Here is a 21,537-nt window from a genome sequence, read left to right on the forward strand (position 1 = left end):
GGGGGCCTCACAACAAAACCCCGCCCCCGGGGGGGGCGCCGGCCACGGCCACGACAGGCCCCAACGGGCAGCCACTGGATCGCTTGCGATCCGGGAAGGCGGAGCACGGGCGGTGGTACCCGTAAGCCAGGAGACCGGCCAAGGCGCGTCGTCCATCCACGAGGTGCTGGAGAGGGTCTGCTGAGCCATGCACATAGCCGAGGGCTTTCTGCCACCGGCGCACGCGATCGCCTGGGGTGTCGCGTCCGCGCCGTTCGTCGTCCACGGAGTCCGGTCACTCACCCGTGAGGTCAGGGAGCACCCGGAGAGCACGCTGCTCCTCGGCGCCTCCGGAGCCTTCACGTTCGTCCTGTCGGCCCTGAAACTGCCGTCCGTCACCGGGAGTTGCTCGCACCCGACCGGCACAGGTCTGGGCGCGGTCCTGTTCCGGCCGCCGATCATGGCGGTCCTGGGCACCATCACCCTGCTCTTCCAGGCACTGCTGCTCGCCCACGGCGGGCTGACCACGCTCGGCGCCAACGTCTTCTCGATGGCGATCGTCGGCCCCTGGGCCGGGTACGGCGTCTACCGGCTGCTGCGCCGCTGGGACGTGCCGCTGATGGTCACCGTGTTCTTCGGCGCGTTCGTCGCCGACCTGTCCACGTACTGCGTGACCAGCGTGCAGCTGGCGCTGGCCTTTCCCGACCCGAGCAGCGGATTCCTGGGCGCGCTCGGCAAGTTCGGCTCGATCTTCGCCGTCACGCAGCTCCCGCTCGCGGTCAGCGAGGGTCTGCTCACGGTGATCGTGATGCGGCTGCTCGTGCAGTCCAGCAAGGGCGAACTGACCCGGCTGGGCGTGCTGCTGACCCGTTCCGGCGAGCGGGAGCGGGAGGCGGTGGCCCGATGAGCCGCAACGCGAAGATCAACACCCTGCTGCTGCTCGCCGTGACCGCGCTGGCGGTGCTGCCGCTGGCGCTGGGGCTGGGCGACCACAAGGAGGAGCCGTTCAGCGGGTCCGACGCGGAGGCGGAGACGGCGATCACCGAGATCGAGCCGGACTACGAGCCGTGGTTCTCCCCGCTGTACGAACCGCCGTCCGGGGAGGTCGAGTCGGCGCTGTTCGCGCTGCAGGCTTCGCTCGGCGCGGGCGTGCTGGCGTACTACTTCGGGCTGCGCCGGGGCCGGCGGCAGGGCGAGCAGCGGGCGATGGCGGCTGCCGAGGCCACGTCGGTGCCGCGGGACACCCCCGAAGGGGACTGAGTGCTGCCGATCGACGCGGCGGCGCACAGCAGTCGCTGGCGCCGCCGTCATCCCGTGGACAAGGCCGTGCTCGGTCTCGGTCTGACCGTGCTGGCGATCTCGCTGCCGCCCTGGCCGGGTGCCGCGCTGGTGCTGGTGACGGCGCTGACGATGCTGCTGGGCCCGGCGGGTGTGCCGGGGCGCCGGCTGTGGCGGGCGTACCGGGTGCCGCTGGGGTTCTGCGTGACGGGGGTGCTGCCGCTCCTCGTGCAGGTCGGGGGCCCGGAGGGGTTCCTGACGGCGGCCGACGGCGGCGCGGTGCGCGCGGGCGGGTTGCTGCTGCGCACCTCGGCGGCCTCGCTGGGGGTGCTGCTGTTCGCGTTCACCACGCCGATGTCCGACCTGCTGCCGAGGCTGGTGCGGGCCGGGGTGCCGGCGGCGGTCGTGGACGTGGCGCTGGTGACGTACCGGATGAGTTTCCTGCTGCTGGACTCCGTGCGCCGGGTCAGGCAGGCACAGGCGGCCCGGCTCGGGCACACCACCCGGGCCGCGACCTGGCGCTCGCTCGGCGGGCTGGGCGCCACCGCGTTCGTGCGGGCCTTCGACCGGGCGACGCGGCTCCAGTCGGGGCTCGCCGGGCGCGGTTACGACGGCACCCTGCGCGTGCTGGTGCCCGAGGCGCGGGTCTCGGTGCCGTTCACGGCGGCGAGTGTCGCGCTGCTGGCGGCGCTGGCCGGCCTCACCCTCGTACTGGAAGGAATCCTGTCGTGAACGAACCGGTGCGGTCACCCGGAGCGGACCCTGTCCCTGCCTTGGTCGCCCTGCGGGACGTGTCCTTCGCGTACGAGGAGGGCCCCGAGGTGCTGGCGGGGCTGGACTTCGCGGTGCGCGAGGGGCGGGCGCTGGCGCTGCTCGGCCGCAACGGCAGTGGCAAGACCACGCTGATGCGGCTGCTCAGCGGCGGACTCAGGCCGCGTGCGGGGACCTTGACGGTCGGCGGGGAGCCGGTGACGTACGACCGCAGGGGGCTGACCCGGCTGCGGACCACGGTGCAGTTGGTGGTGCAGGACCCGGACGACCAGCTCTTCGCGGCCTCGGTCGGCCAGGACGTGTCCTTCGGGCCGCTGAACCTCGGTCTGCCCGACGCGGAGGTCCGCTCCCGGGTGGCGGAGGCGCTCGCCGCGCTGGACATCGAGGGGCTGGCCGACCGGCCCACGCATCTGCTGTCGTACGGGCAGCGCAAGCGGACCGCGATCGCCGGGGCCGTCGCGATGCGGCCCCGGGTGCTGATCCTCGACGAGCCGACCGCAGGACTCGACCCGGACGGGCAGGAGCGGCTGCTCGCCACCCTGGACCGGCTGCGGGCGGGTGGCACCACCGTGGTGATGGCCACGCACGACGTCGACCTTGCCCTGCGCTGGTCGGACGACGCCGCCCTGCTCACCCCGGACGGTGTGCGCACCGGCCCGGCCGCCGCGACGCTGGCCCGCACCGACCTGCTGCGGCGGGCCGGGCTGCGGTTGCCGTGGGGCGTCGCGGCGGCCGGACTGCTGCGGGCGCGGGGGCTGTTGCCCGACGCGGCGACCGGTCCGCGCACGGCGGAGGAGCTGGCGGCGCTGGCCGACTGACGGGAGAGCCGGGGGCCGGGGTCAGCCCCCGGAGCGGCTCAGCTCGGCGTCCCGGTCCTGGCCCGTGCGCTGCGCGGAGTCCTCCTCGGCGGCCCGGCGGGCCCGGTGCCCGGGCAGGACGGCGAGGACGACGGCCGTCCCGGCGGCCATGATGACGCCGCCGACCAGGCTGGTCGTCGAGACGCCGTGGGCGAAGGCCTTGTGCACGGCGTCGGCGAGGGCCTGCGCCTGCTGGGGTCCGGCGGCCGGGTTGGTGGCGAGGCGCTCGGCGACGGCCAGCCCCCCGCCCACCGAGTCCTGGGCGGTGTCCAGCGCGGCGGCCGGGAGCCGGTCACCCACGAGGCCGGACAGTTCGTCGCGGTAGGAGGTGCCGAGGAGCGAGCCCAGGACGGCGATGCCCAGCGAGCCGCCGAGCTCCAGCGCGGTGTCGTTGGCGCCGCCGCCGACGCCCAGTTCGCTCTCCGGGAAGGAGCCCATGATGGTGTCGGTGGCCGGGGAGACGCTGAGGCCGATGGCGAGGCCGAGCAGCAGCATCGGGGCGAGGAAGTCGGCGTAGGTGGAGCCCTGGTCGATCAGGACGAGCAGGAAGACGCCGACGGTGCCGATGGCCATGCCCGAGCCGACCATGGCCCGCACGCCCAGCTTCGGGGTGAGCCGCCCGGTCGCCGCCGCGCCGACGAACACGGCACCGGCCAGCGGCAGCAGCCGTACGCCGGTCTCCAGCGCGCCGTAGCCGAGGACGAACTGCAGGAACTGGGTGGCGTAGTAGATGGCGCCGTAGGTGCCGAAGAAGAAGAACAGCACCGCCAGCATGGAGCCGCTGAAGGGCCGCAGCAGGAAACGCCGGACGTCCAGCATGGGGTGCGGGTGGCGCAGCTCCCAGGCCACGAAGGCGATCAGTCCGACCCCGGCCACCACGGCCGCGGCGACGGGGCCGGCGCCCCAGCCGAAGTGCGGGCCCTCGATGGTCGCGTAGACCAGGCTGCCGACGGAGACGATGGAGAGCAGCCCGCCGACGTAGTCGATGCGGCCCGCACCGGCCGCCTTCGACGGCGGTACGAGGATCAGCGCGCCGACGACGGCGAGGACCGCGACGGGGACGTTGACCAGGAAGGTCGAGCCCCAGGCGTGGTCCTCCAGGAGCCAGCCGGCGACCAGCGGCCCGACCGCGATGGCGAGTCCGGAGGTGGCGGTCCAGGCCGTGATGGCGCGGGCCCGCTCCCCCTTCGGGAAGACCGCGACCAGCAGGGACAGCGTGGCCGGCATGACGACGGCGGCACCGACGCCCATGATCGCGCGGGCCGCGACGACCAGCCCCGTCTCGTGGACCAGGCTGCCCATCACCGAGCCGCCCGCGAAGATCACCAGACCGGTGACGAGGGCGCCGCGACGGCTGTACTTGTCGCCGATCGCGCCGAGCACCAGCATCAGCGCGGCGTACGGGACGGTGTAGCCGTCGATGACCCACTGCAGGTCGCTGCTGCTCAGGCCCAGGTCGGCGGTCATGTCCGGCGCGGCCACGATCAGGGAGGTGTTGGCCATGACGACGATCAGCAGGCTCAGGCAGAGCACCAGGAGAGCCCACCAGCGCCGGGCGTAGGGCCCGGGCATCTTCTCGACGGGGGTGGTGGCCAGTAGGGGCATGAGGGCTCCCGGGAAACGAGCGAGGGCTACTTAATTGCCCATAGACGTGCAGACAAGAGCAGAGTAGTTTGTTGCACACGGGCGTGCAAATAAGGCGCCCACCACGTGGGAGGGCGCCTGCTGAACGGGGGTGGCCCACTCGGCCGGGACGGCGGACCTGGACGGACTACTGAGCCGGGACGGACTACTCGGCCGGGACGGGCTTCGCGGGCACCGCCGGGCTCACGTCCTCGACCACGGTCCGCGCGGACCGTTCCGGCACGCCGGCCGCGATGAGGATGGCGGCGGCGGCCCGGGTGCCGTCGTCCTCCAGGGCACCGGTGTTGACCTGTTCGAGGAGCGCGACGACCATCGCCTCGAGTCCGGCGCTCAGTACGGCGGGCGGCAGGTGGGCCGGGAAGACCCCGTGCCGCTGGCCGCGCTCCAGGATGGCGGTGACCTCGGCGCGGGCCGGGGCCAGGATCGCCGACACACGCTCCACGCCCAGATCGTGCCGGGCCAGGGCGAGCAGCATGCGGTAGCGGTCGCCCACGGGCCACATCAGCAGCGTGAAGTGCGCGAGCGCCCGGTCGGCCGGCTCGGCCGCGTCCGCCGCGTCGGCCATCGCGGCCCGCAGCACCTCGGACGCCTCCTCGGCGAGGGCTTCGAGGAGCGCGGCGCGTCCCGGGAAGTGACCGAAGAGGGTACGCCGTACGACACCGGCGGCCCGGGCCAGCTCCTCCAGGGTGGTGTCCGGGTTCCGCCCCAGCTCCCGGCGGGCGGTGGCCAGGATGCGCGCCCGGTTGGACCGGGCGTTGCGTCGCTGCGGCTCGCGGGCGACAGGCTTGCTCACGGGAACCTCGGGGCGGTGCGGGGCGGGGGCAGCGCCCGCGGGTGTGGGGTGTCCATTCTGGCACGGCGGGCACGCACCGGGCCGCACCGCCGTCGCCCGGGGGCCGGCCCGACGGACCGGCCGTGGCGTCCGGTGGGGCGGACCGGCCCCGCCGCGCCCGGCGAGGGGCGGCAGGGCCGGTCGCTCCTCACCTCACTCCAGTCCGTCGTCCAGCGCGGTCACGAGCCGGCCGTCGGGAGTGTCGCCGGACATCTCCCAGACGAAGCCGCCCAGCAGGCCCCGGCCGCCTGGGCGGGCTTCGCGAGCGCGGTGAGCGCCGCGAGCGGCAGCAGCAGTGCGGTCAGCAGGGCGGCGATGCGCCATCTCGTACCGGTCAGTGGTGGTCTGCGCCTGTGGTACATGGCTCTCCCTGTGGTGGTGGGGTGGTACAGGGGTGAGGTGAACCGTGCGCGCGTGAGGCAGTTGAGCGCCCACAACGCAGGTGGTCTGGACCAATGTGTCAACAGGTGGGGGCGGCCGGTGGTGAGTACTCCGCCCACACCGTCTTGCCCGGCCCTCCGGCCCGCGGGTGCCGACCCCAGCGCTCGGCGAGCGCGGCGACCAGCAGCAACCCCCGGCCGCCGGTGTCCTCGCCGTCGGGCGCACGCACGGCCTCCGGCTCCGGCGGCAGGCTCCCGCCACGGCTGTCGGTGACCTCGATCCGCACGGTGCCGCAGGGCGCGACCGCGTGCAGGAGCAGGTGGAAGTCCCGGCCGGGGACGTGGCCGTGCCGCACCGCGTTGGCGGTCAACTCGCCGAGCACCAGCACGATCTCCTCGTGCGGGCGGGTGCCGTAGGGGATGCCCCAGGCGTCCAGCCGGTGCGCGGCCAGCCGACGGGCGAGGCGGGCACCGCGCGGGGTGGAGGTGAAGCGCATCTCGAACGTACGCCTCAAGGCGCCGTGGGCGAGGACGGGTTGGTTCGTCATGCCGACAACGGTGGCGCCGGTCGCGTAGCGTGACCAGTGGTGACGCACCGACGCGGCCCGGTGTACGCGCGGTGTCGGTACGGGTACGAGCCGCGCGGCGTGACGGGGCGGCCGGGGCCGCGTTGGGGCAGGGAGGCGGTGGTGATGAGCGAGGGTGCGGACACGTCCGGACAGACGGTGGTCGTCGCGTTCGGCCAGACGATGAAGACGCTGCGGATCCGGGCGGGGCTGGAGCGCGAGGAGTTCGGCCGGCGGATCGGCTACTCGGCGGCCACGGTCGCTTCGTACGAGCAGGGTCGGCGCATTCCGGCGCCCAGGACCATCGAGCGGGCGGACGAGGTCCTGGACGCAGGCGGGTTGCTGACGGTGTGGAAGGAGCAGGTGGAGCGGGCTCAGTATCCGGTGTTCTTCCAGGGGATGGCGGCGCTGGAGAAGGAGGCCATCGAGTTGCTCGCGTACGACACCCTGGTGGTCAAGGGCCTGCTGCAGACCGAGGATTACATGAGAGCGGTGCTCACCATGCGGAGACCGCCCCTCCACCAGGACATGATCGAGCAACGGGTGGCGGCACGGCTCGCCCGGCAGAGCGTCTTCGATCGGCAGCCGGCGCCCCTGCTGAGCTTCGTGATGGACGAGTCGGTGGTACGACGTCCGCTCGGTGGAGAGGCCGTGCTCCGAGGCCAGCTGGAGCACCTCCTGCTCGCGGGGCAGCGACGGAACGTCGAGATTCAGATCATGCCGCTCGCACGTGAGGAAAGCGCCGGCGTGGACGGCCCGTTCACGGTCGTCACCCGGGAGGATGGCAAGAAGTTCGCCTACACGGAGGCCCAGGGGACCAGCAGCCTGCAGACGGACCCGCAACAGGCGGCGCTCGCCGCCGCCCGTTATGGGATCATCCGATCACAGGCTCTCACTCCGCGAGAGTCGCTGGAGTTCATCGAGAGGTTGCTGGGAGACCTATGAACACCGCTGAGCCCTCGGCCGTCATGCCCCACCTCACCTGGTTCAAGAGCAGCTACAGCGGAGCCGAAGGCGGCGACTGCGTCGAGATAGCCGCGGGCGCACACACCGTCCTCGTCCGGGATTCCAAGGCCGTGCCCGGCCCCGTGATCCGCGTGTCGCGCGAGGCGTGGGCGGGGTTCATCCGCCGCTGAGCGCGCGCAGCCGTTCGTTGCGCCGCTCCAGGGCCTCGGCCGTGGTCGGGAACAGGGTGCCGCCGCCCGCACCGACCCGGTCCTGGGTGCGGCTCACGAGGTCGCGCGTCCCGCGCTCGTACGCGGCGAAGCCCGCCACGTGGTCCCCGTCGGCCAGGGCACCGGCGAGGCGGTACGCGCCGATGAGGGCGAGGCTGGTGCCCTGGCCGGTGAGGAACGAGGGCGCGTGCGCGGCGTCGCCCAGCAGCGCGACCCGGCCGCTGGACCAGCGGGGCATGCGGATCTGGCTCACCGCGTCGAAGAACAGGTCGTCCGTGTCGTCCAGGGCCGCCAGGATGTCCGGGACCTTCCATCCGGCGTCGGCGAACACCTCGGCGACCAGCCTCCGTTGGGACTGCGGATCGCCGAAGGCGTCGTGGGGCGGGTGGGGGCGGGCGAAGTTCAGGAAGGCGTGTACCTCGTCGTCCCCGACGGCGTAGAGCGCGGCGGTCCTGCCCGGGGTGTTCCACATGACCGTCTCGTGGGAGAGGCCGAGGGTGTTGGGCATGGTGAACACGGCGAAGCAGTGGCCGAGGTACCGGTGGAACCGCTCCTCGGGGCCGAACACCAGCTCCCTGGTGCGCGAGTGCATGCCGTCCGCGCCGAAGACCAGGTCGAAGGTACGGCTGCCGCCGCTGCGGAAAGTGACGTCGACGCCGTGCCCGGACTGGTCGAGAGTGTCGACGGAGTCGTCGAACAGGAACTCCACGTCGTCCCGGACCGCCGTGTACAGCGCGTCGGTCAGGTCGCCGCGCCGCACCTCCAGGTCCCGCCCGGTGGCACCGCCGGTGACGGCGTGCGGGTGCAGGGAGGTGATCTCGCCGCCGTCCGCGTCGAGGAAGGTGAGGCGGCGCAGGTCGATGTGCGCGTCCCGCAGTCGGGGCAGGAGCCCCATCCGCTCCACGGCGTCGAGGGCGGGGCCGCGTACGTCGACGGGGTAGCCGCCGCTGCGGATCGTGCGGGCCTTCTCGACGACGGTGACGGCGTATCCGTGGCGGTTGAGCCAGTGGGCCAGCGCGGGTCCGGCGATGCTGGCCCCGGAGACGAGGGCCGTGGGCCTGCGCTTGGTGCGGGGCGTGGTGGGGGGCGTGGTGCGGGTCATGCGGTGACTCCCTTGCGCAGGGTGCGGGTGACGAACAGGGCCAGCGACGTGACGACGCCGGCGACGACGAATCCGGTGACGTAGGCCGATTCGGCGGCGGCCTCCGAGCCCGAGGGAGTGGCGGCGGTGAGCAGCGCGCCGCCGAGCTGGCCGCCGACGGCGTAGCCGAGGACGCGGCTCACCAGGATCAGGCTGGTGGCGATGCCGGTGTCGTCGCGGTCGACGGCGGTGGCGGTGCTGGTCATCATCGCCGTGACGCACAGCCCGTTGGCCAGCGCGATCAGCGCTTTGCCGGTGACGAGGTGCCAGACCTCGCTGTGCACGGCCGCCAGGGCGACCAGGGAGACGGCCATCAGGACGACGCCGGTGGTGACGACGGCCCGGGAACCGAAACGCCGGTCCCCCATGCCGCCGAGCGGCCCGGCCAGCGTCGCGGCGACGGCGCCGGGCAGCAGAAAGAAGCCGATCTCGGTGGCGCTCGCCCCGAAGCCGTATCCGTCGCCGCGCTCGTCGAGCAGCTGTGGCACGAGGTAGACCGCCATCGCGGTGCCGAGGCAGATCACGAAGGTCAGTACGCACGCCTTCCAGATCGCGGGCCGGGCCAGCATGCCCAGGTCGATCATGGGAGAGGCGGCACGCCGCTCCACCCGCACCCACCCGGTGACGAACGCGGCCAGGACCAGTACGAGGGTGACGAGCACGAGCGGCTGGGAGGCCGCTTCGGGGGCCAGCGCGAGGACGAGCATGAGCGTGACCAGCATCCCGCTCAGGAGCAGCAGTCCGGGCCAGTCGATCCCCGCGCCGTCCGTCCGGCCCGGCGGATCGGCCGGCATCAGCCTGTTCACCAGCAGGGTGGCCCCGACGACCGCGATCGTCGGAAGGGCGAACATCCAGTGCCGGGAGAGCTGTTCGGCCACCGGCCCGGCCGCCAGCATGCCGACCATGCCGCCACCGACGAAGAGGCCGCTGACCACGCCGATGGCCACCTTGGACTCGCCCGCGGGGAGGTGTTTGCGGACCACGATGAACGACAGGGGCAGCGCACCCACCATCGCGCCCTGGAGGACTTGGCCGAGCAGCAGCACGGGCAGGGTCGGGGCCAGGGCTGACACCGTGCCGCCGGCCGAGACCACCGCCATCAGCAGGATCAGGACCCGCTTGCCGCCGTAGCGGTCACCGAACTTGCCCGCGAGCGGGGTGACGAGCGCGCCGGTGATGAGCAGGACGATGCTGAGCAGTGCCCCCTCGGACTGGCTCATGTCCAGTTCGCGTTCCAGGAGCGGGATCGTCGGTGACACCACCGATTCCAGGGCGCCGGTGGACAGCGCCAGCAGGCCGAGGGCCCCGACCGCGGCCTTCCCGGTCCGGGCCGGTGGCGCGAGGGTGGTCGTGGTCATGAGCGACCGGCCGCGCTCGCACCGGCCGGCTCACCTGTGTCGTGCGCTTCCTGCGCTGGCTGCTCTGGCTGCTCTGGCTGCTCTGGCTGTCGGGTCGTCATCTCTGTCTCCTTGTCCGTTTGGGAGCCGTCCGCGGGCGGTGCGGCGGTCCCTGGGCGACGGGAGGCAGAGTGCGGTGACGCCCGCGCGCCGGGCGTCATACCCGGGAGCCAAGGTGGAGGCACTACCGGGGTAGGGGGTGGGGACTCCGAGATCCCAGCGCAACGGCATCGCGAAGGTCCTCGCCTGCCGGCACTGATCCGGCGGAGGCGGCGCGTTACGAGCACCCGGCGCAGGGGACTCGCCGCCCATGACACTCACACGGCGCACGCACGGCTCCGGCACGGGGGCGGCCGCGAGCATCGGCATCGGTGCCGCGGCAGGCGTCACGGCGGCGGCCGGTCTCCTGCTCGGCCGCAAGGCGGCCACGGCCGGCCGGCTCGGCAAGGGGCACCCGCTCAAGCACCGCTCGCTGGACCTGGCGGCCGGGGCCCTGCAGCGGAAGTACCCGCTGGAGGCGATGAGCACGTACCTCAACGGCTTCCACATGTACGCCGACGACATGGGCCGGCAGGTGGAGGCCACGCACCTGTGCATTCACCTCCGGCCCGACCTGCACCAGTGCGTGATCTTCGACCGCAACGCGCCCGACGCCCGTCTGATCGGCATCGAGTACATCATCACCGAGGAACGCTTCCGCGGCCTGCCCGAGGACGAGAAGCGGCTCTGGCACAGCCACCACTACGAGGTGAAGTCCGGCATCCTCACCGCCCCCGGCATCCCCGACCTGGCCGAGCACGCCTACTTCGAGGACCTCGTCACCACCTACGGCAAGACGCTCCACACCTGGCAGTACGACCGGGACGACTTCCCCTACGGCATTCCCCAGCTGATGATGGGCTTCACCGAGGACGGACAGGCGTCGGACGGGCTGATCCGGGCCCGGGACGACGGGCTCGGCCTCTCGACACCGGGCAAGCGGGAGGGGCGGGCGGACATCCCCTGGCCGGACGTGGCCCCGGGCGCGAACGCGTGGGAAAGCGGCCGGACGGTGCAGACCAGCATCGAGGAGACCGACTTCACACGCTGACCTCGGTCGCCGTCCGCTCCCCTCCTGAGCGGTACGGGCGGGACCACCGACGCTCGACGGCGCGGATGTGACACTGGGCGGGTGCTCGGACACAGCCCTTGACAGGGCAGCCCGATGACGAACGACGACGCCCCGGTGCTCGGCAGTCCGGTGCTGGACGATCCGGTGGGTCGGTCGCTCGGCGCCCGCCACACACCTCTCGCCCCCGCCTCGGCCGGGCCGCCGCCTGCCTCCCGGACGTGGCGACCTTCTCCGCCGTGTCCGCCGACCCCGACGCGGAGGACCGGGCCGACCTCGCCGAGCTGCTCGGCCCCGGCGCCTTCGCCGACATGTTCAGCTGCCCGGCCCTCCCCCCGCCGGACGGGGAGCCCGTCGTCAGCCTCGAAGGCCGCCAGATGATCTGGCCCCGCCCCGCCCTGCCCGCCCCGATCGTCCGGACTCCGGGCCCGGCCTGGGCGTGACCGAGCTGGGCGCGGACAGCGTGCCCGAGATGCTCGACCTCGTCGCGCGGACCGAGCCGGGGCCCGTCTGGCCGCGCACCCACGAACGGGGCAGCTACCTGGGTGTGCGGGTAAACGGCACCCTGGTGGCGATGGCCGGAGAACGCCTGCGCCCTTCGGGACGGACCGAGATCAGCGCCGTCCGCACCGCTCCCGAACCACGCGGGCAGGGCCACGCCGCCCGCCTGATCGGTGCGCTCGCCGCCCGCGTCCTGGCGCGCGGCGAGCGCCCCTTCCTCCACGTCGCCGAGACCCACACCGGCGCGATCGCGCTGGACGAACGGCTCGGCTTCCGAACCCGGCGCCCGGTGACCTTCCGGGGCTTCCGCACCCCCTGAGGCGGCCGTCCAGGTCCTTCTCCCGGTCAGCGCCGCAGGGTGAGGACCCCCGGCCGCCACGGCAGTTGGTTGTAGGGTCCGCCCGCGTTCGGGGACTTGCCCTGGTAGAGGAACTGCAGGTTGCAGGGGTCGATGGTCATGGTCTGGTCGGGGTTGTCGCGGACCAGGTCACCGTGGCTGATGTCGTTGGTCCAGGTGGCGCCGCTGTTGGCCTTGCCCGCGAAGGGGTTGCTCTCGCTCGCGGCCTGCGGGGTCCACGAGCCGTTCAGGCTGGAGGCCGTGAAGGAGCGGAAGTAGCGCCCGTTCGCGCCCATCGCCTCGACGATCATGAGGTACTGGTTCTGCCCCTTGACCTTGTAGACCTGTACGGCTTCGAAGAGGTTGGCCTTCGTGTCGCTCATGACCGTCGTGTACGACGAGCCGAAGTTGCCCGGGAAGTTCCCGATCGGCATGCTCGCCCGGTAGATCTTGCCGTTGTCACCGGCGAAGAACAGGTACATGTTCTGGCCGTCGGCGATCAGCGTCTGGTCGATCGGTCCGGTGTCCGAGCCGGAGATGCTGCCGGTGAACAGCGGTTGCGGAGCGGACCAGCCGTTGGGGTTGGTGGGGTCGCTGGACGTGCGGTAGATGAAGGGCCACGCACCCCACTGGTACGCCAGCACCCAGATGTTCTTGGGCGCGAAGTAGAACAGCGTGGGCGCCACCGTGGCCTGGTTCATCCCGGTCTGGCCGGCCGATGCCATGTCCGACCAGTTCGTGAAGGGGCTGAACATCATCGAACCGTAGGAGGACCCCGACACGTTCGAGGCATAGACCAGGTGCTTGCCGTTGTGCGTGACGGTGGTGAAGTCCTTCACCGCGGCCCACCCGTTCGCCGGCTGGGCGAGCACACCCGTCGACGACCACCGGTACGACGACGGAAGGGAGCACGAGCCGTCCGTCGGCGGTGTCCCGGTCAGCCCGGACCACTTCTGGTTGCTGCCGCCGTTGCACGTCCCGATCTGCACCGCCGTGCCGTTGGCCGTACCGGCGCCCGCAGCCTCCAGGCACAGCCCGGACTCCGCCCCGACGACCGTGCCGTCGGAGTTCACCCGCCACTGCTGGTTCGCACCGCCGGAGCAGGACCAGATCTGCACCCGCGTACCGGGCGCGGTGGCGTGGCCCGGAACGTCCAGGCACTTGTTGCCGTACACGGTCAGTTGGTTGGCGTCCGTCGAGGTCCACTGCTGGTTGTCCCCGCCCCAGCAGTCGTACATCTGCAGGAGCGCGCCGTCGGTCTGACTGCCGCCCACCACGTCGAGACACCGGTTGGAGCCGACGCCGCGCAGGGCACCGCTGGAGGCCGCCTGAGCGGGGGTGGCAACGAGCGTCGCCGCCAACGCGGCCAGAGCCGCGACCACGGCGGCGAGCACCGCGGACGCTCGCCCGCGACTGGATCTTCTTCCTCTGTGCATGGGAACTCCCTTGCCCTGGAGTGACACGGTGCGTTCGCAATATCGAACATCGATCGAAGTGTCGAGCGAACCGCATCCTAGAGAGCCGACGAGCGCCGTCAATACCTCTCGCATGTATCGATCGACACCGCGAAACATTTCCGGCCGATTTACCGTGCGATACAGCGCGATGTCGAAACACGCCGCTCTCCGAAGGCCCACATGGGGCGAGCAGTGGCACGGGCGGTGGTCATCGAAACTTTCGACAAAAAACAGAAACTTTCCTTGCTGGAGGTATTGACCGGGCATCGTCAAAACCCAATCATCCCTGTCTGGGAAACCGGCCGCAGATCGATGTCCCGAACAGGCCGCCATCGCACACCACGCGCTCCAGCCCTCCCGTGACCACTACCTTGGAGGCACCGCCATGGGCTCATACGCCCTCCCCAGACCCGACATCCGCCGGAAGGCGCGCGGCCTGCTGCTGGCGCTGGTCGTCGGCGCCCTCGGCACGGCCACCGCGCTGGTCTCGCCGCCGGCCGCACACGCCGCCGAGAGCACGCTCGGTGCCGCGGCGGCGCAGAGCGGCCGCTACTTCGGCACGGCCATCGCCTCGGGCAGACTCGGCGACTCGACCTACACGTCGATCGCGAACCGTGAGTTCAACATGGTGACGGCCGAGAACGAGATGAAGATCGACGCCACCGAACCGCAGCGGGGGCAGTTCAACTTCTCCGCCGCCGACCGCGTCTACAACTGGGCCGTGCAGAACGGCAAGCAGGTACGCGGCCACACCTTGGCCTGGCACTCCCAGCAGCCCGGCTGGATGCAGAGCCTCAGCGGCAGCGCTCTGCGTCAGGCGATGATCGACCACATCAACGGCGTGATGGCCCACTACAAGGGCAAGATCGCGCAGTGGGACGTGGTGAACGAGGCTTTCGCCGACGGCAGTTCGGGCGCCCGGCGGGACTCCAACCTGCAGCGCACCGGCAACGACTGGATCGAGGTCGCCTTCCGCACCGCCCGCGCCGCGGACCCGAACGCCAAGCTCTGCTACAACGACTACAACGTGGAGAACTGGAACTGGGCCAAGACCCAGGCCATGTACTCCATGGTCCGCGACTTCAAGCAGCGCGGCGTGCCGATCGACTGCGTCGGCTTCCAGTCGCACTTCAACAGCGGCAGCCCCTACGACAGCAACTTCCGCACCACGCTCCAGAACTTCGCCGCCCTCGGCGTCGACGTGGCCATCACCGAACTCGACATCCAGGGCGCCCCGGCCTCGACGTACGCCAACGTGACCAACGACTGCCTGGCCGTCGAGCGCTGCCTCGGCATCACGGTCTGGGGTGTGCGCGACAGCGACTCGTGGCGCTCGGAGCAGACGCCGCTGCTGTTCAACAACGACGGCAGCAAGAAGCCCGCCTACACCGCCGTCCTCAACGCGCTCAACGGCGGCGACTCCACCACGCCCCCCGCCGAGGGCGGCCAGATCAAGGGCGTCGGTTCGGGCCGCTGCCTGGACGTGCCCAACGCGAGCACCGCCGACGGCACCCAGCTCCAGCTGTGGGACTGCCACAGCGGCAGCAACCAGCAGTGGGCCGCCACCGACGCGGGCGAGCTGAGGGTCTACGGCGACAAGTGCCTGGACGCCGCCGGCACCGGCAACGGCGCCAAGGTCCAGATCTACAGCTGCTGGGGCGGCGACAACCAGAAGTGGCGCCTCGACTCCGACGGTTCCATCGTCGGCGTCCAGTCCGGCCTCTGCCTCGACGCCGTCGGGAACGGCACGGCCAACGGCACCCAGATCCAGCTCTACACCTGCTCCAACGGAAGCAACCAACGCTGGACCCTTACCTGACGGGACAGTCCTGACCGTCCCGGGTCGCCGCCGCGATGGCGGCGGCCCGGGACCGGCCATGGGTGGAGGGCGACTCACCGCAGCGGCGGGTGCGCGAAGTCGGCGCGGAGCACCATCCGGAGGAAGTGCCGTGACGCCACGCACCGCCCGCCTCGGCGAAAGCCTCACCCGCGCGCAGGCCGGCGTCGCCGGCCCGGATCTTCTCGGACGACGCCGGCCTGCTGCCCCGGAGCGCGCAGCTGGTTCAAGCCGCGGCTCCCGGGCACCCGAGCTGACACGTCTCAAGCTCGGGAGGTTCATCGTGGCAATCCTGGGAATCGTCGCTGTGTGCGTCGTTCTCGCCGTTCTCGCCTTCTTCGTGCCGCGCCTCTCCCGCCATCCGCAACGCGGGACCCAGCGCACACTTAGCGCCGGGTCCCGAGCCGGAGGCAAGGCCCCCGGTGTCCTCGGTCGCGCCTTCAGCAAGCCCTTCCGCAGCAGCTCCAAGGCCGTCGGCCGCAGCGGCTCTGCCGGCCGGCGGGCCCGTGGCCACATGCCGTTCTGAACCGGCGCGGTACCCCGGCGTGAGCACATTTCCGCCGATTCCTCTCCAAATACACGCTTATGCAGGCGTGTTGTGAATTGTCCAGGGCATTCGGTACGTCACGCAGACATGACGTGACGACGGCCGCTCCTCGTTGAGGAGGGGCCGGGAAGATGGGGATTCACATGCGTGTCAAGGGGACGAGGACGGGTGCGATCGTGGTGTCCGCCGTCATGGGGGCCGTCATCCTGTCGGGGTGCGGAGGAGACGGCGGGTCCGAAGCGAAGGGGAGCGACGCGTCGCAGGGCGCGAGCGGCGGCGACGGCGCCCGCGAACAGGGCACGACGAAGGTACGGGCGGCCTACGACAAGACGGCCGAGGCCGAGTCGGCACGGATGACGATCCGGATGAAGCTCTCGGCGGAGGGCAGGACGATCACCTCCGACGGCAAGGGTGCCATCGACCTGGCCGAGGGTGACAGCGTCATGAAGATCACCGCGCAGGGCAAGAGCGTGGAGCAGCGTGTCGTCGACCAGGTGCTCTACCAGAAGTCCCCCGACCAGAAGGCCCCCGGCGGCAAGCCCTGGATCAAGATCGACCTGAAGAAGGTGGCCGCGCGGCAGGGTCTGAGCAACCAGCAGATCGGCGACCCGGCGCAGACCGCCGCCTACGCCAAGGCGATCACCGACAAGGACGTCAAGAAGGTCGGCCCCGAGAAGATCGACGGAGTCGACACCACCCACTACAAGGTCACGGTGGACGTCTCCGAACTGCCGGGCGGCGACCGGATGAGCCGGCAGCTGGGCCCGACGCTGCCCATGCAGGTCTGGCTCGACGACGAGGGCCGGCTCCGGCGGCAACAGATCGACATGACCGTCGAGGCCCCCGCCTCCGCATCCGCGAAGCCGGACGACAGCGCACCTTCGAAGCAGCTCGAGATGAGCACCGTGATGCGGTTCTCCGACTTCGGCACCGAGGTCGACGCCGAGGCACCGCCGGCCGGGCAGACGGCCGACATGACCGGCCAGGCACTGCAGGGCGGAGACAAGCAGAGCTGACCGCCGACGAGTTCCGGACGTCCCCCCTTCTCTCTCCCAGCGACGGACCGGGGCCGTCAGCAACCCGTTGCGGTGCACCGAGGCGGCGCTCGGCTCGCCGTCGGGCACCTCGGTGCACGTACCCCCGGGAACGGCACGGGTGCTCGGCTGCCGTACCGGCGGCACGGCAGCCGAGCACCCCGACTCACGTACGGCGCAGCGCGTCGTAAGGGGCGTCAACGCGCCATTCCGGGGGGCGTGGTGTGACTGAAAAGGATCGGTGCCCCAACAATTCCGACCGGCTGGCCTACGCTTTGCATGCTCCCCAGACAGGGGTTCGATGTGTCGTGAAAGGTTTCGCTGTTCGTGGCTGGCACCGGTGTCTGCAGGGCTGTCGTTTCGGGACCGCTGTGGTGAACCGACCGCCGAGGGAGCCAAGTGGCGGCCGAGGTGCGAACGCCGCCGTCGCCGGAGGGGCCGCCACCGTGCTGGCCGCCGCCTGCGTCGGGTGGGCCGCCGCCACCGCGGACACCGGGGTGCGCCAGTTACTGGCGGGAGCCTGTGCCGCGGCCGTCGTCCTGCTGATCGCCCTCGTGGTGATCCTCAGCCGGCGGCTGTCCGCCGAACGCGCACGCCGTGCCCGGGAGGCCGCGGTGGCCACCGCCCGGAGTACCGAGGTGGCTCACCTGGCCGCGGTGCGCGTCCCGGCCGTCGCCGAACGACTGCGCACGGGGCGGCAACTGGACGGTGTGCCGGGACCGGTGGCGTCGCCGGAGGAGACCGGCGAGGAGTTCGCCCGGGCGCTGGACTCGGTCGTGGTGGCACTCGGCTCGGACGCGGCCGTGAACCGCGAGCGTACGCTGCGCGACTCGGTGCAGGCCGCCTTCGAATCCGTGGCGCGCACCATGCATGTGATGGCGACCGTGCAGCAGCAGGTCCTGGACGAGGTCGAGCGTTCCATCGAAGACCCTCGTCTGATGGCGGACGTGATGAAGGCCGACCACGCGGCCTCGCAGATGACCCGCAAGGCGCAGACGCTACTGGTGATGTGCGGGATCTGGCCCGCCCGTCGGGAGACCCAGCCGGTCTCGCTCTACGACTGCGTACGGGGCGCCCAGTCCCGGATCGTGGAGTTCGGGCGGATCGAGGTGCACGGCGGACAGACCCTGTACGCGGTGCCACCGGTGGTGGAGGGGCTGATGCACTCCGTTGCCGAACTCCTGGAGAACGCCACGGTGTTCTCACCGTCCAGCTCCCCCGTCGTCGTCAGCGTGCGAGAGGTGGGCGCCGGTGCGGTCGTCGAGATCGACGACGCCGGGCTCGGGATGCCGCCGGACGTCCTTGACCAGGCCCTCGGCCAGCTCCGCGACGACCTGGACCTGACCCGCCTGGGTGCGGTGCCCCGGCTCGGCCTGGCGTGTGTCGGCCGCTGGAGCCGGGAGCTGGGCTTCAACGTGGAGCTGAGCGGGTCTTCGGCGTACGGCGGCACCCGGGCGGTGATGTTCGTACCGTTCCAGTTGCTGACCGACCCGCTGCCGCGACCCGCCGCACACCGCCGCCCGGCGGCGGAACCGGCCGGGCACGTCGGTCCCGTCGTGCCGGTGACGGGCGGGCGCGACGGCTCCCCGGTGCCCGCCGACGCGTCCGGGCCGGTCGGCGTACCCGCCCCGACGACGGCCGGTCTGCCCCAGCGGCGCAGCCGGCGCGGTCTCGGCCGGGCCACGACCGCTCCACGGCACTCGGCGCCCGACCCGTTGTCCGATGCCGCGCCCGCCGAGCCCTGGACACCGGAGGCGGCACGCGCCTCGATCGCCAGTGTGGTGGCCGGGTCGCTGCGCGGCCGTGCGGCCGTCGACGCGGACGGCGACACCGACCCGGCTTCGCCCCCGCACGGCGGACAGTCCCTGCCCAGCAAGCCGCACGAGAACGCCGGAGGCCGACCGTGACCGGAACCATCACCCGACTCCCCGACCTGGGGTGGATGCTCCGCCCGCTCACCGAGATTCCCGGCGTCCGGCACGCCGTGGTGGTGTCCGAGGACGGGTTGCGCCTCGGACACGCCTCCGCCGAGAAACTCTCGGGGCCGGTGCCCAGCCTGAGCGTCGCCGACGCGGAGTCGCTCTCGGCGGCCTGCGCGGCGATGACCATGACGGGCCGGTCCACCAGCGCGCTGCTGTTCGGCCGGGGTGCCGCGACACGTCAGTTGATGCTGGAGACCGACCGGGGGTTCGTGCTGTTCACCCACGCCGGGGTGGGCGCGCACCTGGGGGTCGCCACCGAGCCCGACGCCGACGTGGGCCTGGTGGCCCAGCAGATGCAGTTGCTGGTGGCGAAGATCGGCGCACATCTGAGCAGCCTGCCCCGGGACGAGGCCGCCGCGACGTCATGACGAAGCGGCCTGAGGTACCGAGGGCCTCGGCGATCCGCCCCTACGTCATCACACGCGGCCGCACGGAGTCCGAGGGCGAGCCCTTCGCCTGGGAGTCCCTGGTGATGGCGGCGGACGCGGCGTTCCCCGCCGCCCTCCAGCCGGAGCACCTCGCCATCCTGGCGCACTGCGAGGGACTCATCTCCGTCGCGGAGGTGGCCGCTCACCTCGGCCAGCCGCCCTCGGTCGTACAGGTACTGCTCTCCGATCTCCTGCGGTGGGGGCTGATCGTGACCCGCCCGCCCATCCCGCCGGCCGAACGCGCCGATGTGACCATGCTCAGAAAGGTCCTCCATGGTCTCGAAAGCTGCCTCTGAAACGCCGGCCGGGACCGGCGGGAAGTACCTCGCCTCGAACGTGTCGGGCGCGGCCAAGATCCTGGTCGTCGGCCCGCTGGGCGTCGGCAAGACGACCCTGATCGGGACGGTGTCGGAGATCGAACCGCTGTCCACCGAGGCGTCGATGACCCGGGCGGGCGTCCGGGTCGACCCGTACCCGGGAGACAGCGACAAGACGACCACCACGGTCGCCCTCGACTTCGGCCGGCGGACCGTCGACGGCGACCTGGTCCTGTATCTGTTCGGCACCCCGGGCCAGCAGCGCTTCCTGCCGGCCTGGCGGGACCTGGCCAAGGGGGCGCTCGGCGCGCTGGCGCTGGTGGACGCCCGGGACCTGGCGGCCTCCTTCGACGCACTGGGCAATCTGGAGGACCTGGACCTGCCCTTCGCGGTCGCCGTCAACGTCTTCCCGCACGGCCCCCGGTACGCGGCAGAAGACATCCGTACGGCCCTCGACCTGCTGCCCGGCACCCCGCTGGTGACCTGCGACGCACGGGACCGGTCCTCATCGGTCCGGGCGCTGATCGCGCTGGTCCGTCACCTCATCCACGTCGCCACGGAGTCCTCATGAGCACGCCGCACTCCCCCACCGGCCCGGCCTTCGGCTGCCCCGCGACCGGCGCCCCCGGTACGGCGGCCGCACTGTACGGGCCGGAGCTCGACGGCAACACACTGCCCGCGCTGTACGAGCAACTGCGCGGCGAGTACGGGCCGGTGGCGCCGGTGACCATCGCTCCCGGCGTCGACGCCTGGCTGGTCCTGGGCCACCGGGAACTGCTCCGTCTGACGCGCGAGGAACAGGACTTCTCACACGACCCGCGCCGGTGGAGCCTGCTGCGCGAAGGCCGGGTGCCGGCCGACTCGCCGATCCTGCCGATGGTCGGCTGGCGACCGGCGCTGCTCTTCGCGGACGGGCAGCAGCACCGCAGGATGCGCACCGCCGTCTCCGACGCACTGGGCGGGATCAACGGGCACGAGCTGCGCCGCAGCGTCCGGGCCACAGCCGAGGCCCTGATCGCCGGCTTCGCGGAGCACGGCGAGGCCGACCTCGTCGCCGCGTACGCGCGCACGCTCCCGATGCGGGTGATCGCCGGGCTGCTCGGGCTGGACGACCGGACCGGCCGGGAGCTGGTGGAGGCGGTGGCGGGCCTTGCGTCCGCCACCAGCGGGGCGCGGGACGCCAGCCGGAGGATGGGCGCCATCCTGCACGAACTGATCGCGGAGAAGCGGCGGGCGAGGGGCGACGACATCGTCTCGGCGCTGCTGCACCACCCGGCGCGGCTCACCGACGAGGAGGTGCTGCACAACCTGGTGGTGATGTTCGTCGCGGGCAACCAGACCACGGTGAACTGGATCGCCACCGCGCTGCGCATCCTGCTCTGCGACCCCGCGCTGCGCTCCTCGCTGACCGGCGGTCACCTCGGCGTGGACGACGCGCTCGACCTGGTCCTGTGGCGCTTCCCGCCCACCCAGAACTTCCCGGCCCGCTACGCCACCCGCGACATGAGCTTCGGCGGCCAGGACGTCCGGGCGGGCGACATGCTGATCCTGGGCCTGGCAGCGGCCAACGCCGACCCGGAGGTCCTGCCGGCCGACGGCGCCCCTGTCGTCGGCAACCGCTCCCACCTGGCGTTCGGCGCGGGCCCGCACACCTGCCCCGCCCAGGACCCGGCCCGGCTGATCACCCGGACCGCGATCGACACGATTCGGCACCGGCTGCCCGATCTCGAACTGGCGGTTCCGGAGGGTGAGCTGAAGTGGGTCAACTCACCCTGGAGCAAGGGGTTGGGCACGCTGCCCGTGCGCTTCACCTCGCCGCAGTTCCCGCGGGACCCGGTGCCCGCTCAGCCTGCGGAGACACTCGCCCCGGCGGGACCGCCCCGGCCGCACTGACCCGTTCACTGCCCGCCCCCTCCCCCTCCTCGGCCTGCCCCCTCGGCTTGTCCCCCTCGGCTTGTCCCGCCCCTCC

At 72.0% G+C, this 21,537-nt stretch carries 22 protein-coding genes and 1 pseudogene; 16 read left to right on the plus strand and 7 right to left on the minus strand.

Features of this window, described 5'->3' with window-relative positions:
* The first annotated feature begins 187 nt into the window (after window positions 1-187).
* Genes AB0P07_RS34210 through AB0P07_RS34225 form a run of 4 tightly spaced genes read left to right on the plus strand, consistent with a single transcriptional unit; the run spans window position 188 to window position 2,846 of the window.
* Window positions 188-886: an energy-coupling factor ABC transporter permease gene (locus AB0P07_RS34210; protein WP_365557700.1), complete on the plus strand. Its 699-nt coding sequence runs from the start codon at window positions 188-190 to the stop codon at window positions 884-886.
* Entirely contained in the window at window positions 883-1,239 is a 357-nt protein-coding gene (locus AB0P07_RS34215) for an energy-coupling factor ABC transporter substrate-binding protein (protein ID WP_365557702.1), read from the plus strand. The genes AB0P07_RS34210 and AB0P07_RS34215 overlap by 4 nt, the downstream gene beginning before the upstream one ends.
* Window positions 1,240-1,989: a cobalt ECF transporter T component CbiQ gene (gene cbiQ, locus AB0P07_RS34220; RefSeq protein WP_365557704.1), complete on the plus strand. Its 750-nt coding sequence runs from the start codon at window positions 1,240-1,242 to the stop codon at window positions 1,987-1,989. It abuts the gene before it with no gap.
* Complete coding sequence (locus tag AB0P07_RS34225) at window positions 1,986-2,846, plus strand: ATP-binding cassette domain-containing protein (protein WP_365557707.1); 861 nt, start codon at window positions 1,986-1,988, stop codon at window positions 2,844-2,846. Before cbiQ ends, AB0P07_RS34225 begins: the two co-directional genes overlap by 4 nt.
* 21 nt (window positions 2,847-2,867) lie before the next feature.
* Here the strand turns inward: AB0P07_RS34225 and AB0P07_RS34230 are convergent, their stop codons facing one another.
* The 4 genes from AB0P07_RS34230 to AB0P07_RS34245 all read right to left on the minus strand — a co-directional run bounded on the left by AB0P07_RS34230 (window position 2,868) and on the right by AB0P07_RS34245 (window position 6,289).
* Window positions 2,868-4,490: an MFS transporter gene (locus tag AB0P07_RS34230; RefSeq protein WP_365557709.1), complete on the minus strand. Its 1,623-nt coding sequence runs from the start codon at window positions 4,488-4,490 to the stop codon at window positions 2,868-2,870.
* Between the two features lie 184 nt (window positions 4,491-4,674).
* A complete protein-coding gene (locus AB0P07_RS34235) occupies window positions 4,675-5,322 on the minus strand; it encodes a helix-turn-helix domain-containing protein (RefSeq protein WP_365557712.1) in 648 nt (215 codons plus the stop codon).
* Window positions 5,323-5,540: 218 nt separating this feature from the next.
* Complete coding sequence (locus AB0P07_RS34240) at window positions 5,541-5,723, minus strand: hypothetical protein (protein ID WP_365557715.1); 183 nt, start codon at window positions 5,721-5,723, stop codon at window positions 5,541-5,543.
* Between the two features lie 98 nt (window positions 5,724-5,821).
* Window positions 5,822-6,289, minus strand: a complete 468-nt coding sequence (locus tag AB0P07_RS34245) for an ATP-binding protein (protein WP_365557718.1) — start codon at window positions 6,287-6,289, stop codon at window positions 5,822-5,824.
* Window positions 6,290-6,433: 144 nt separating this feature from the next.
* Here AB0P07_RS34245 and AB0P07_RS34250 point away from each other — a divergent pair, with 144 nt between their 5' ends.
* The gene (locus tag AB0P07_RS34250; protein ID WP_365557721.1) at window positions 6,434-7,252 is read left to right on the plus strand and encodes a helix-turn-helix transcriptional regulator; all 819 of its coding nucleotides are present in this window, start codon (window positions 6,434-6,436) and stop codon (window positions 7,250-7,252) included.
* Window positions 7,249-7,443, plus strand: coding sequence for a DUF397 domain-containing protein (locus AB0P07_RS34255; protein WP_365557723.1), 195 nt, complete (start codon window positions 7,249-7,251; stop codon window positions 7,441-7,443). Before AB0P07_RS34250 ends, AB0P07_RS34255 begins: the two co-directional genes overlap by 4 nt.
* Here the strand turns inward: AB0P07_RS34255 and AB0P07_RS34260 are convergent.
* On the minus strand, window positions 7,430-8,584 hold the full coding sequence (locus AB0P07_RS34260) for an FAD-dependent monooxygenase (RefSeq protein ID WP_365557725.1): 1,155 nt from the start codon (window positions 8,582-8,584) through the stop codon (window positions 7,430-7,432). The genes AB0P07_RS34255 and AB0P07_RS34260 overlap by 14 nt on opposite strands.
* Window positions 8,581-9,981 carry an MFS transporter gene (locus AB0P07_RS34265; RefSeq protein WP_365557727.1) on the minus strand — a complete coding sequence of 467 codons (1,401 nt, stop codon included), beginning with the start codon at window positions 9,979-9,981 and terminating at the stop codon, window positions 8,581-8,583. The genes AB0P07_RS34260 and AB0P07_RS34265 overlap by 4 nt, the downstream gene beginning before the upstream one ends.
* A 349-nt stretch (window positions 9,982-10,330) precedes the next feature.
* On the opposite strand from AB0P07_RS34265, the gene AB0P07_RS34270 reads away from it, so the two are divergent.
* Together AB0P07_RS34270 and AB0P07_RS34275 are read left to right on the plus strand one after the other, a co-directional pair.
* Entirely contained in the window at window positions 10,331-11,110 is a 780-nt protein-coding gene (locus tag AB0P07_RS34270) for an OBAP family protein (RefSeq protein ID WP_365557730.1), read from the plus strand.
* 114 nt (window positions 11,111-11,224) lie between these two features.
* Window positions 11,225-11,948 (plus strand): annotated as a pseudogene (locus tag AB0P07_RS34275) (GNAT family N-acetyltransferase).
* Window positions 11,949-11,974: 26 nt separating this feature from the next.
* Here AB0P07_RS34275 and AB0P07_RS34280 read toward each other — a convergent pair.
* On the minus strand, window positions 11,975-13,402 hold the full coding sequence (locus tag AB0P07_RS34280) for a non-reducing end alpha-L-arabinofuranosidase family hydrolase (protein ID WP_365557731.1): 1,428 nt from the start codon (window positions 13,400-13,402) through the stop codon (window positions 11,975-11,977).
* A 406-nt stretch (window positions 13,403-13,808) separates the two neighbouring features.
* Here AB0P07_RS34280 and AB0P07_RS34285 point away from each other — a divergent pair, with 406 nt between their 5' ends.
* The 8 genes from AB0P07_RS34285 (at window position 13,809) to AB0P07_RS34320 (ending at window position 21,461) form a co-directional block, all read left to right on the plus strand.
* The gene (locus AB0P07_RS34285) at window positions 13,809-15,242 is read left to right on the plus strand and encodes an endo-1,4-beta-xylanase (RefSeq protein WP_365557734.1); all 1,434 of its coding nucleotides are present in this window, start codon (window positions 13,809-13,811) and stop codon (window positions 15,240-15,242) included.
* A 301-nt stretch (window positions 15,243-15,543) separates the two neighbouring features.
* The gene (locus AB0P07_RS34290) at window positions 15,544-15,786 is read left to right on the plus strand and encodes a DUF6411 family protein (RefSeq protein WP_365557846.1); all 243 of its coding nucleotides are present in this window, start codon (window positions 15,544-15,546) and stop codon (window positions 15,784-15,786) included.
* 152 nt (window positions 15,787-15,938) lie between these two features.
* Window positions 15,939-16,823 carry a hypothetical protein gene (locus AB0P07_RS34295; protein ID WP_365557737.1) on the plus strand — a complete coding sequence of 295 codons (885 nt, stop codon included), beginning with the start codon at window positions 15,939-15,941 and terminating at the stop codon, window positions 16,821-16,823.
* Between the two features lie 464 nt (window positions 16,824-17,287).
* Entirely contained in the window at window positions 17,288-18,748 is a 1,461-nt protein-coding gene (locus AB0P07_RS34300; RefSeq protein ID WP_365557738.1) for an ATP-binding protein, read from the plus strand.
* Entirely contained in the window at window positions 18,745-19,191 is a 447-nt protein-coding gene (locus AB0P07_RS34305; RefSeq protein WP_256111013.1) for a roadblock/LC7 domain-containing protein, read from the plus strand. Before AB0P07_RS34300 ends, AB0P07_RS34305 begins: the two co-directional genes overlap by 4 nt.
* A complete protein-coding gene (locus tag AB0P07_RS34310) occupies window positions 19,188-19,547 on the plus strand; it encodes a DUF742 domain-containing protein (protein ID WP_365557742.1) in 360 nt (119 codons plus the stop codon). Before AB0P07_RS34305 ends, AB0P07_RS34310 begins: the two co-directional genes overlap by 4 nt.
* A gap of 40 nt (window positions 19,548-19,587) precedes the next feature.
* On the plus strand, window positions 19,588-20,139 hold the full coding sequence (locus AB0P07_RS34315) for an ATP/GTP-binding protein (RefSeq protein ID WP_365557849.1): 552 nt from the start codon (window positions 19,588-19,590) through the stop codon (window positions 20,137-20,139).
* Entirely contained in the window at window positions 20,136-21,461 is a 1,326-nt protein-coding gene (locus AB0P07_RS34320; protein WP_365557744.1) for a cytochrome P450, read from the plus strand. Before AB0P07_RS34315 ends, AB0P07_RS34320 begins: the two co-directional genes overlap by 4 nt.
* The last annotated feature ends 76 nt before the right edge of the window (window positions 21,462-21,537 follow it).

It is taken from the genome of Streptomyces sp. NPDC085944 (assembly GCF_040686295.1).
GTDB classification, from domain to species: domain Bacteria; phylum Actinomycetota; class Actinomycetes; order Streptomycetales; family Streptomycetaceae; genus Streptomyces; species Streptomyces salinarius.

What these genes read in the sequence shown, in the direction of transcription:
- AB0P07_RS34265 (WP_365557727.1), bottom strand. Translation starts at nt 9,981, where the DNA reads ATGACCACGACCACCCTCGCGCCACCGGCCCGGACCGGGAAGGCCGCG.
- AB0P07_RS34215 (WP_365557702.1), top strand. Translation starts at nt 883, where the DNA reads ATGAGCCGCAACGCGAAGATCAACACCCTGCTGCTGCTCGCCGTGACC.
- AB0P07_RS34250 (WP_365557721.1), top strand. Translation starts at nt 6,434, where the DNA reads ATGAGCGAGGGTGCGGACACGTCCGGACAGACGGTGGTCGTCGCGTTC.
- AB0P07_RS34320 (WP_365557744.1), top strand. Translation starts at nt 20,136, where the DNA reads ATGAGCACGCCGCACTCCCCCACCGGCCCGGCCTTCGGCTGCCCCGCG.
- AB0P07_RS34280 (WP_365557731.1), bottom strand. Translation starts at nt 13,402, where the DNA reads ATGCACAGAGGAAGAAGATCCAGTCGCGGGCGAGCGTCCGCGGTGCTC.
- AB0P07_RS34255 (WP_365557723.1), top strand. Translation starts at nt 7,249, where the DNA reads ATGAACACCGCTGAGCCCTCGGCCGTCATGCCCCACCTCACCTGGTTC.
- AB0P07_RS34245 (WP_365557718.1), bottom strand. Translation starts at nt 6,289, where the DNA reads ATGACGAACCAACCCGTCCTCGCCCACGGCGCCTTGAGGCGTACGTTC.
- AB0P07_RS34295 (WP_365557737.1), top strand. Translation starts at nt 15,939, where the DNA reads ATGGGGATTCACATGCGTGTCAAGGGGACGAGGACGGGTGCGATCGTG.
- AB0P07_RS34210 (WP_365557700.1), top strand. Translation starts at nt 188, where the DNA reads ATGCACATAGCCGAGGGCTTTCTGCCACCGGCGCACGCGATCGCCTGG.
- AB0P07_RS34240 (WP_365557715.1), bottom strand. Translation starts at nt 5,723, where the DNA reads ATGTACCACAGGCGCAGACCACCACTGACCGGTACGAGATGGCGCATC.
- AB0P07_RS34270 (WP_365557730.1), top strand. Translation starts at nt 10,331, where the DNA reads ATGACACTCACACGGCGCACGCACGGCTCCGGCACGGGGGCGGCCGCG.
- AB0P07_RS34230 (WP_365557709.1), bottom strand. Translation starts at nt 4,490, where the DNA reads ATGCCCCTACTGGCCACCACCCCCGTCGAGAAGATGCCCGGGCCCTAC.
- AB0P07_RS34260 (WP_365557725.1), bottom strand. Translation starts at nt 8,584, where the DNA reads ATGACCCGCACCACGCCCCCCACCACGCCCCGCACCAAGCGCAGGCCC.
- AB0P07_RS34285 (WP_365557734.1), top strand. Translation starts at nt 13,809, where the DNA reads ATGGGCTCATACGCCCTCCCCAGACCCGACATCCGCCGGAAGGCGCGC.
- AB0P07_RS34310 (WP_365557742.1), top strand. Translation starts at nt 19,188, where the DNA reads ATGACGAAGCGGCCTGAGGTACCGAGGGCCTCGGCGATCCGCCCCTAC.